Here is a 9,828-nt window from a genome sequence, read left to right as displayed (position 1 = left end):
ATCTTAGAAGTTAAAATATTATACTTAAATGAATTTAAAAATGAGATAAGCATGAATATAACATATGAGCAAATTTCAGAATTAATAAAATTATCCTCAAGTAAGGATTGGATAGATTATATCTCTGCTATAGCTGGTATTTTCACATCATTGTTTTTTGTGTTTTTTGGTTACTATACTTTTATTCAAGCACCTAAACAGTTAGTAAAGAGTAAGGTGAATGAAAAAGAAGTTGAAATGTTATATAAAGCATTTGAACACTTGTTCATATTTTCAGATGCGGTAGGTTTATATATTTCAAATAAAGAAAGGAAATATAAGAAATTATCTAGTAATAGTGTAGTTGAGCTTGAGAGCAGTTTTGCGGAAAAAGATAGAGAATCATCTGAGGGCGTATATGCTTCTTTTAGAGATTATAATATGGCAGCCAGTATTTTTCGTTCAATAGGTGCAACGAAAATAAAAGATGATATCGATATGCTTAAAACAAAAGTTGTTGAATTTAGGAACTTCATATATGACATTGAAAATGTTGCAGCAAAGCAATCGAAAGAGGAATATGAAGAGTTATCTGAAAATATATTAAAAAAAAGAAATGAGATAGATAAAATAAAAAATAATTGTTTTGATGGGATTAGAGACTATAAAAATAAATTAAAAAAGTAGTGTTATTGAATCCCCAAAAAGAATGAAAAAATTCTTTGTGGGGATTCAATTGAGATTTATTCTATTTTAATAATCAAAAAAATTTCTATCTATTTCATATAAATCATATGAGCTAACCTTAGCAACACCCATGCCATTTTGAACCAAATACTCACACAACTGCTCACCATCAATTAATGTAATAGTCATGCCTTGAGCCTTTTCTGCGCTAATTATGGCTTGTTCAGTAAAATATGATGATGAAAAGAAAACGCCTTTATGTGCACCTTTTTGATTCATTGAGCCTATAAACTCACGAATTTCACTGGGAGGAACTTTTTTACTATTATATCTTTTGGCTTGAATGTATATTTTTTCTAGGCCCAATTTATCTTCATTAATAATTCCATCAATTCCCTCATCTCCAGCACCACCAACAACTTTACCGGCTTGAGATTCATGCCAGCCATATCCCATTTTTAATAAAAGAGTTACAACAAGTCGTTCAAAAAAAGCTGGATCGGAAGAGTTAATAGCATCAAGCAACTGACTCTTAATATTATTTGTATGTTCAATATACTGATTATGTATAATCTCTTCTGGTAATTGATCTTTGATTGTTTTTTCTATTTTTGTAGGATCATTTTTAGACAATTGACCATGCCATAAATCATACAGGGGTTTAGATTGCCCAATAGATTTAACCTCAACAAATATTTTTCGTGGGGATGCACTTGGAAAATCAATGCCATAACAATGTTTCCTAATTTCTCCTCTAACCACGGAAACAGGATCTTTTGCTCCAAAAGAATAATACTTTTTATTTATAATTTTGTCGTAAATGTCTTTATGTGATAATGCTTTTCCATGCTCACGCAAAACATTTACTATAGCTTCAATAATTGTCATTTCAGTAACTCCCAAAACGCCTTATCCCGCATTTTCTTCACCTTCTTATCACCATCAATATACAGGCTAAAATGCTTATCTAATTGTCGAACTTGCCCCATTAATGATTCTTGTTCATTCTTATCATCAACATTAAATACCGCCTTAATATCGGTATTTTTAATCTCTGATACTCGGTGGATAACCCAGGTCAAAATATAAGAAGCGTAATTATTATCCCCAGTCTTAAAGTGAGTGATCTCCTGTGTAGATAGAATTACTCCTACGCCATACTCACGGCCTTCTTTAAGAATTTTACGTAAACTAGGGAAGTCTTGACGCATAAAGTTATCGGCTTCATCAACCAAAATCATTTTTGTCATCTGGCGGTAATCGCCTTGGATTATCGGCTTGCCGCGTTTTTGCATCTGGGCATAAAACAAATCTAGAGTTAGGGCTACCACTAGATTTTGAATTTCCTCTGAATAACCAGACAACTCAATAACTGTAACGCCAGTGAGCAAATCATATAAGCTCACCATATTCTCTGGGTTTGTTTCAAAAATCTGGAAATCAGCAAGGTTGTATAGAGCTGCATACAGTGAATCTTCTTCGACTTTATCCTGCGTGATATACCGTTGCCAGATATCTTCAATTGTTGGAGCTGTTAAGCCCCATGTAGAACTGTCTTTAGCGGAAATTCCAGCAGCTTCGTAACATTCCATCACTAGGGTGATGAGCTTCATTCGTTGTTTAACACCCAAATTGTAAGCTCGGCCCATCGTCTCTGCGAATCCCATTGCTGTATGCCTCGGTAGCATAGGCATATCGCCAAATAGAGATAACGGATTATAAGGTAGTAAAGACAAGCGATATTTTTTTGCTCCAGTTGCTGCTATAAACGCTTCATCTATATAGTCTGATTTATAGTCAAAAATGAGTAGACCAATAGGCGCTCCAGCAACATTATTTGGTTGGCTACGTATAAGTTGTGTAACCACTGATTTAGTGAATTGTGTTTTGCCAGTACCCATTGTGCCAATGATGCCGGTATTGGTATTCATAAATTTGGCGGTATTCGTTGGTTCCCAATAAAGAGGGGTTTGATGTAATGACTCGTGGCCAAATAATACCTGCAGTGGCTCATCAGATATTACAGTTGGTTGTGGCGATTCACTTTTATCTACTGGAATGTTAACTTGCACTGACTCAGAAATCGGTTCAATTTCTGGCACTGCCAATAATTCATCAAGTTTTGCCTCGAATACACTCATTTCACTGTTAGGTTTAAGCTGATATTTCTCTGGAACGTGATAGCGTTCCATTAGCACTTCCCATTGTGTATTAGTTCGTGCTGCAATTAAGGATGAAAGTAGCGTATAAGGTAGCTCGATCTGTAAGATTCGATCTTCAGTTTCTTTCCAGGATGGTTCAAAACAGCTGCCGTTACTGACATGTGCCAATACAATACCGTTAATATAATCCGGTAATTCACCTAGTTGATATTCTCCTGTCAGCCACCATTCGCGATTAGCAAGGAGCGGTTCAAGAGCTGAACTATTTAATACACCATAGATCTGCAATTTCTCTACTTGCATTAATATCTGGCGAATAAATAACGCGCGATACAGCTGTGATGCTAACGTTGTTTTGCCCAGAATATCTTGCTGTAAATAACGTTTTAGTTCGCGGGCTTGCTGACCTGCATATTTATAATCAGGTCTAACTCCGGTCTTAACTTCTAAGGGGAGTAAAAATAGCTTGCCATCCTTAAAACCAACAAATAGAACATCATCTGAGATGGCACCTTTGCGGTAACCATGTAACTGGCGAGAGAACTCGCTTTCTTTCATTCTAAGCCCTACGTTGCCAGATACCCGGATCATCTCAGCTACGGAAAGTGGGATCCAGCAAATATCGGAATGGCGTAGCATTGCTTGTGTAAATTTGTAGGCACCGATAATGCCGTGCTTTTCTTTGCGTTCTTTATCATTGGAGCGCAACATTCTCAGTAACCACTCACCATTGAAAGCATTAAATTCAGAAAGTAGTTGCTCACCATCGATTTTACTTTCCTGCTTTTCGGTGTTTTCCATCTGGAGTAATTGTTTAAACAGGCTTACCTGTTTAGTTACGGTGACTGCATCATACCCAGCACAGCTGGTGTATTGATCGGAGTAGTGGATAAGCACTACTCCTTTTTGGTTGGTGAAAAAATCAAGAGTGACTTTAGGGTCTATTATGGTAGTCCAAAGTGAGCTGTCATAAGACCGGGTTAATAACTCTTTGAAGTTGGCACTAACCGCCAACCCTAGGCTTTGACCTTGGTATTGGCTATTGCTCTGGCGAGCCGGCTGCCATAAGGTTCCTAATAGCTTCGCAAGCCGTAAAGTTGAATAAGGCTCAGTATTTACTTGTCGTAAGCCAAAGGCGGTAAAATAGGCATCAGACTGTGTCTCTGAACCTTCTCCCGCGATGAGTCCATGACATAAGACTCCACTTGGTGCTTTGTCTATATTGATACTTCTACAATCTACAGGCGCAATGTTACTGAAAAATGCTAAATGAGCATAAGCTAGCTTTTCATTTTCTGGTGGAGTGGTGAATTTGCTGAAGGTTAGGCGGCTACGCATTAGGTCAATTAGCATATCAGCGTCAGTTCGCCACGCGCCACTATTCAGGCCTAAGTTATCTTTTAGCTGCTCATAAGACCCGCTTTCTGCGAAATCATCAAACGTATTCTGTATTAGATGTTCGTCATAGCAGTTAACGTGTATTGGTGTCGCGTTTTCTTTTTCTTGTTTAAAATAATCCACTAAACCTAGAAATAATTCCTTAGCTTTCCCTTGATTAATAGCATTAATTATTAGAGCACTCTTACCCGCACCATAAAACAACCGAGCATACGCATCAGTAAATTCATTAAGCTTATCTTTGACTAACCGTTTCACATAGTCATGGCTCATACCTCGTTGCGGTACAATATCAATCCAGAAGCGGTTTTCAGCAACGGGTTGTAGTTGAGCATATTCATGTTCATTGTGATAAACAAATGGCATTAGTCCAGAGGCGATTAAACGATCTAAGGTTATTTCTGGTAGTTCGGCAAAGGATGTTGATGCATGTTGCTTAAATTCGGCTCTGATAGCTTCGACTAGTTGTAAATGATAAGCCAAAATCAGTGGATGCAAAGGTGAAAGACGTTCTCTATGTTCAAAAAAATCAGGGTCTTCATGATAATAAGTACCTAAACGTAACAGTGATTTATCTTGTTCGCTGAGTACCTGGTAAGGTGCAATATTTAGTAGTGCTTGTTCATAGGCTACCAATACCTTGTTGATTAATAGGCAGTAGCTTTCTGACCATGAAACTAGACTAGGCAAAGAGTTGTAATGCTGATAATAAGCAAATAGTTCTTGGTAGGCATGATATAAATTTGGATGATCAGCTTGTATGTCGTTAAGTGTAAAAGAATGGTGATTCTTACCAACATAAAGAAGTTGTTGTTCTATCATCGTAGCTTCCAGCTCTAGTAGCTGCAGGCGGACACCTACGATGCGATGTTCTGTGTTATCAAGAATGATGCGATGCTTAGTTCGATTATATTCAGCATGCCCATCTTCCCGGAAAAGCTTGGATATGCGGTTTTGATCAAATAGTAGTGGTAAAGTCAGAACTTCTTCCGCACTTAAGCCTTCAATATTGAAACGTAGACGGTCTTCTCCTGAAAGTAGCGTGAACTCAATAAGTTCAGACTCATTTGCTAATGTATCAAAATCTAATTTCGCGTATTGTGAACAGTCAATGTCGTTGATGTTTTCATCTAACGTACAAATTGCATCACCGGATTGTGCAATACGTAATTTATTTTCTTCTAATTGTAATGTTAGCCGTCCGTTTCCTGGCTCTATACGGTAAGAATGCTTAATATCTTCTAACCAAAAACTGCCTTGTTGGACGATTAATAGACGAAATTTATATTCTTCCGCACGGTTTCCCCGATCGACTAATTCAAGACTAAAGAAACAGGGATGTCCATCGAATGGTACGGCTACTTTCATTCGCGAATATTTTCCACCGGCACGACTTATTTGCCATAAGCGGTGTTTCTTTAGTTTGTTGTTATGTGCAATTCTTACTTGCTTATCTTGCAAGTCATTACCAATGAAGGTAAATGATAACTCCGCTTGTTGTTGCCCTTGAGGGACTTGTATGAGTAAGCTGAAATCACGTTGTCCTGCCTTTGTAGAGCTTTTTGCTCGTTGCCACAAAATGCCATCTATTATTGAAATATCATCCAGAACTAATTTTTGTTCATTGTTGGTTTTTATTTCTTCACGATAAACGGAAAAATCAAGTGAACGCCAGTCGTCATTTTCAACGAAATGTTGTTGGATAAATTTAGGGCTAAATTCAGACAGTACGTTTTCTAGTTGGTCGCTATATCGTTCAACGCTTTCTGTAATGGAACTATAAAGTTTACGATTTTCATTTAGTCGGTTTCGGAGCTGCTCTTTATCAAAGTCCAGCAGCGCATCATCTTTAAATAGTTCTAATTCAGTGAAATCAAGATTACCGTCATCTAAGAGAGGATATAATGGTGCAAAGCTAAAAACCGTAGCTCCTTCATCAAGCGTTATCGCTAGTTGATCTTCAAGCAAACAACAAGATAATGCATAATCTTTACGACCAGGCATAATTAACTCTTTGAGTTTGCGACTGAAGGTTTCTGGATGCCAAATTGCCCCTGATGCTGCGACGTCTTTTGCACTATTAAGCAAAGTATCTAACATGCTGTTATGAATAATCAGCAATGCTACATCTTTGAATGATTCGTCACTATTAGAAAATTGATCGCGTAGATGGGATATATAATTTTCAGTAAATGCTGGTTCACTATCCCCATGTAATACAGGAATAAGTCGGATGTCATTACACAGAATATAATGGAAATTCTGCTCAGCTAACATTATTGAATTTTCACCGGATAACTCAACAAAGGCCTTATAGAGTTTTAATGCATTATTGGCATCTGGGGATTTAAAGTCATATCGTTCCCCTGCTTGAATATCGCGGCTAACCCATTCAATAAATGTCTGGGCTAAATAGGTTTCATATAGTTTTACGGACATATACAGCGTCTCCACTATCACTCATTCGTTCAACATTCCCCATACGTTCATAAAACGTAACCAGTGTTTGTGTGGATTGGTTATCGAAATAAAACCCGCGTTGTTTAAAACCGCACAATAGTTCATGGAGTCTTAGTTTCTTATTTTTTCCAATAGTTAGATTCGTGAGTAAAAGTAAGCGATCTTGATTTAAGACCAGTACCTTTCCTGCTCGTCCACGCAGCTGAATAAAGTCACTACAAATATTATTTTCTAATTCTTTGATATACTTACGGTTTACGTCAGCACGGTCGGATTGCTCAGTATTGAACTGCTCTTCAGCCACTTGTTGCAATTGACGGAAAACGCTTTCAACATCCATAGCTGGTTTATCAATAGGATTAAGAGCACGGTCTTGAATAAATTGATTTAGATATTCATTGAGTTTTTCTAAAACAGAACCTTGATCAGGATAGGCTAACGTGTCCTGATAGACCTGCCACAATGGCCGTTTCTTTTCTTTGTCCCATTGCAGCACTTCAAGCATGGATAGAATAGGAAATAATCGTTTGCTGTTATTGGCAAATACCTTATAACCAAAGCGTTTTATTTTTTCTCGTTCTGAACTGGCTTTTTCCGTATCAAGAATAAAAAATAGGTCTCTGCTTCTAGGTTGACCTCTTTGCCAGTCATCCAAATTTAGTGCCAGTTGGGTACAGTAGGTAAAAGCATATAAACGAAGTGTATTACCCAATTCTTGTAATAGGTATTGGGGATGCTCTGATAGAAAAGTTAGATCGTCCTGAAAACATTTAGCCAGATAAGGTAAATAGGGCTGCTCATCAATAAAAGGGTTTTTCTCAAATGGCTGAAGATTGTCTTTTAGTTCATCCAGCATCTGTTGTTCAATAAAGTTGAGTTGATCCTGGATAGGCTGTTGCAGGTGAAAATTACCCATTAAGCTGGCAAAAATAGAACTTAATCGCCAGTTTGCTGCACCTAGGCTGGATTTACCTGAGCCAGTAAACTGTTGTGCATGAAATAATAAAAAAAGAGGCGATACACGGAGAATATCTTTATTAGTGAAATACATGCGTTCTAGTACAGGCCAGAAATTGGGTTCATCTAATTGAGAGGTAAAATGTTCTTCACATTTTTCTTTAAACTGATCCAAATCAAACATCTTCATTTGTAGGCGTAACGCATGACTTAAAATAAAACCCGTTACGACATCCCAGTTAAAATCATTATTTCCATTGCGAACAGGTAAATAACTATCTAATAGGTTGCGGCGTACTATCAATTTTTCTGCAATTGGATACATCATGCTACTCCGCCTAAGCCACTAATGGTAATTATGTCATCATCAGATTTGGCTGTATAAACACCTTGTCCTTCATCATAAAAGCGGAGTTCGGAGCTAGATTTTGCCTGTTTAGTGATGTGTTCAACCATTTCATCTAACAATACAATGGCACTTTTATCGTATTTATTTGGCCGGTAGCCATGATTGAGCTTGTCTAACAACTCAAATAAATTCATGCTGATATTGATAGAATACAATGAATGCTCCCCAATTTTCAGATGAGCTTGAAAGCATGTTTTATTGGTCGAATTTTTACGTAGGATGCCATCAAAATCGGGTTTCAATTCAACAGGCGCCGTTATTTTTATACCGCCGAACTCACCTAAAAATAATTCATCTTTTCGTGTAATTAATTCGGGGGCTTTACGGTTTGCATACCGCTGAATTCCTGAAATCAACTCTGTAACATAAAATCGGCGTAGAGATTTTTTCTGCTCAGCGTTACCCGTGTAATTCATGTGCAAATGCCATATTTGCGCATAACGCTCCAGTAATGTTTCTTCAAAATATCGAGCAAATCTCTGATGGTAATTATTACCTAATGATTCCGCCCTTAATAAAAAGAAAAGGCGAATTAATGAGGACGCATGGGCTTGATGAGGTTGTTGGCGATTAAACTCTATGTGTCTCTGCTTGAGCATTACCAAAAAATCTTCAAGTTCTGAATCAGGCAAACCTAGTTCATAACTTAATATAAACTGATCGAGTTCTTGAGTATGTATCCGGGCTGGATCAAAGCCTGAGATCTTCTGAACTAGTTCATTTTCCTCACCTACAAATAGGTTATCAAATAAATAACCGGGACCGAGTAGTAGGTGATGTAGCAGGTCTAATAAAGCTCTGGTAGTAACAAATTGATCTCTTATCAATCTAGATTTAAAAAGTTGGGTTATTAGAACATTCTGAACACAACGTTCACTTAAGAGCCTAAAATTTGCAGTAATTTTAGGCTCTATACCTGCTTGTTCGTCATTTAGGGCAATAGCATAAAACCGGTTTGAACTATCAGCTTTTGTCAGATTTTGCAGTAGACTTTTGATGAACAGTGAATAATTTTTCTCCTCATCAAAACGAAATTTTGGATAGTGTTCAAAATCAAAGAAATTAAAATTTTCCTTAGTGTACGGGCTACTAGCAGTTAATTTTTCTGATAAAAATGATTCAATCGCTGAACGAATAACTTGATGCTGTTCAGCGCCTTCCACTGCATAATTTGCCAGCATCCCTGTATTAATACCGATAACTAGAGGGCGTCCATCCTCTCTATGATTATCAAAAAGTTCGTCCAATGCATCAATTGCTGATTGTCTTGGTGCAAAGCTATGGGTTGCGTCAAGATGGAAATGCAATCGTTGTTGAAAACGTTCACGGCAACGAATTAGGATTTCTGATTTGCCATCGCCACTACTACCACAAAGAAAGATGATCTCACCTTGTTTTAGAGAGTCCATACACTTAACGAGAGCTGTCTCAATATCTTGTTTTACAAAGAGTTGATCTTTTAATTCGTCAAATATATCCCTTTGCCGATTAGTCACCGTAGTTACTGCAAATGAAGATGACTTAGCCAGCACGCTTAAAGCTTTCCTGAGCGTGAGTGAACCCATAGCTTAATGCTCTCTTATTTATGTTTTACAGTATCTTATACAATCAACAACATAACCTCTATATCTATATTGATATTTCGAGCTTTCTTGGTCAGAAAACTAACGCTTTGGTATCAATGGTTTATTTATTTTCTATATGTAAAACAGTTCATAAGGATACCTTATTATTTTCAAAGCGTTGTTTTGGTTGTATTGCGACTATCCTTCAGGT

Annotated in this window: 5 protein-coding genes; 1 reads left to right on the top strand and 4 read right to left on the bottom strand. The window is 37.3% G+C overall.

Annotated features, from left to right (window positions below; genetic code table 11):
* Positions 1-51: 51 nt before the first annotated feature.
* Entirely contained in the window at positions 52-666 is a 615-nt protein-coding gene (locus GVI43_RS03900; protein WP_159565431.1) for a hypothetical protein, read from the top strand.
* A gap of 66 nt (positions 667-732) precedes the next feature.
* Here GVI43_RS03900 and GVI43_RS03895 read toward each other — a convergent pair whose 3' ends face one another.
* Genes GVI43_RS03895 through dptF form a run of 4 tightly spaced genes read right to left on the bottom strand, consistent with a single transcriptional unit; the run spans position 733 to position 9,617 of the window.
* The gene (locus GVI43_RS03895; protein WP_159565430.1) at positions 733-1,554 is read right to left on the bottom strand and encodes a restriction endonuclease; all 822 of its coding nucleotides are present in this window, start codon (positions 1,552-1,554) and stop codon (positions 733-735) included.
* Positions 1,551-6,665 (bottom strand): DNA phosphorothioation-dependent restriction protein DptH, encoded by a 5,115-nt coding sequence (dptH, locus tag GVI43_RS03890; protein ID WP_159565429.1) that lies wholly within the window; start codon positions 6,663-6,665, stop codon positions 1,551-1,553. Before dptH ends, GVI43_RS03895 begins: the two co-directional genes overlap by 4 nt.
* The gene (gene dptG / locus GVI43_RS03885) at positions 6,646-7,968 is read right to left on the bottom strand and encodes a DNA phosphorothioation-dependent restriction protein DptG (RefSeq protein WP_159565472.1); all 1,323 of its coding nucleotides are present in this window, start codon (positions 7,966-7,968) and stop codon (positions 6,646-6,648) included. The genes dptH and dptG overlap by 20 nt, the downstream gene beginning before the upstream one ends.
* The gene (gene dptF / locus GVI43_RS03880; protein WP_159565428.1) at positions 7,968-9,617 is read right to left on the bottom strand and encodes a DNA phosphorothioation-dependent restriction protein DptF; all 1,650 of its coding nucleotides are present in this window, start codon (positions 9,615-9,617) and stop codon (positions 7,968-7,970) included. The genes dptG and dptF overlap by 1 nt, the downstream gene beginning before the upstream one ends.
* Between the last annotated feature and the right edge of the window lie 211 nt (positions 9,618-9,828).

This window comes from Budvicia diplopodorum (genome assembly GCF_009800925.1).
Taxonomy (GTDB): Bacteria; Pseudomonadota; Gammaproteobacteria; order Enterobacterales; family Enterobacteriaceae; genus Budvicia; species Budvicia diplopodorum.
The sequence above is the reverse complement of the archived record's forward strand: the minus strand, read 5'-3'. Positions and strand labels throughout refer to the sequence as shown.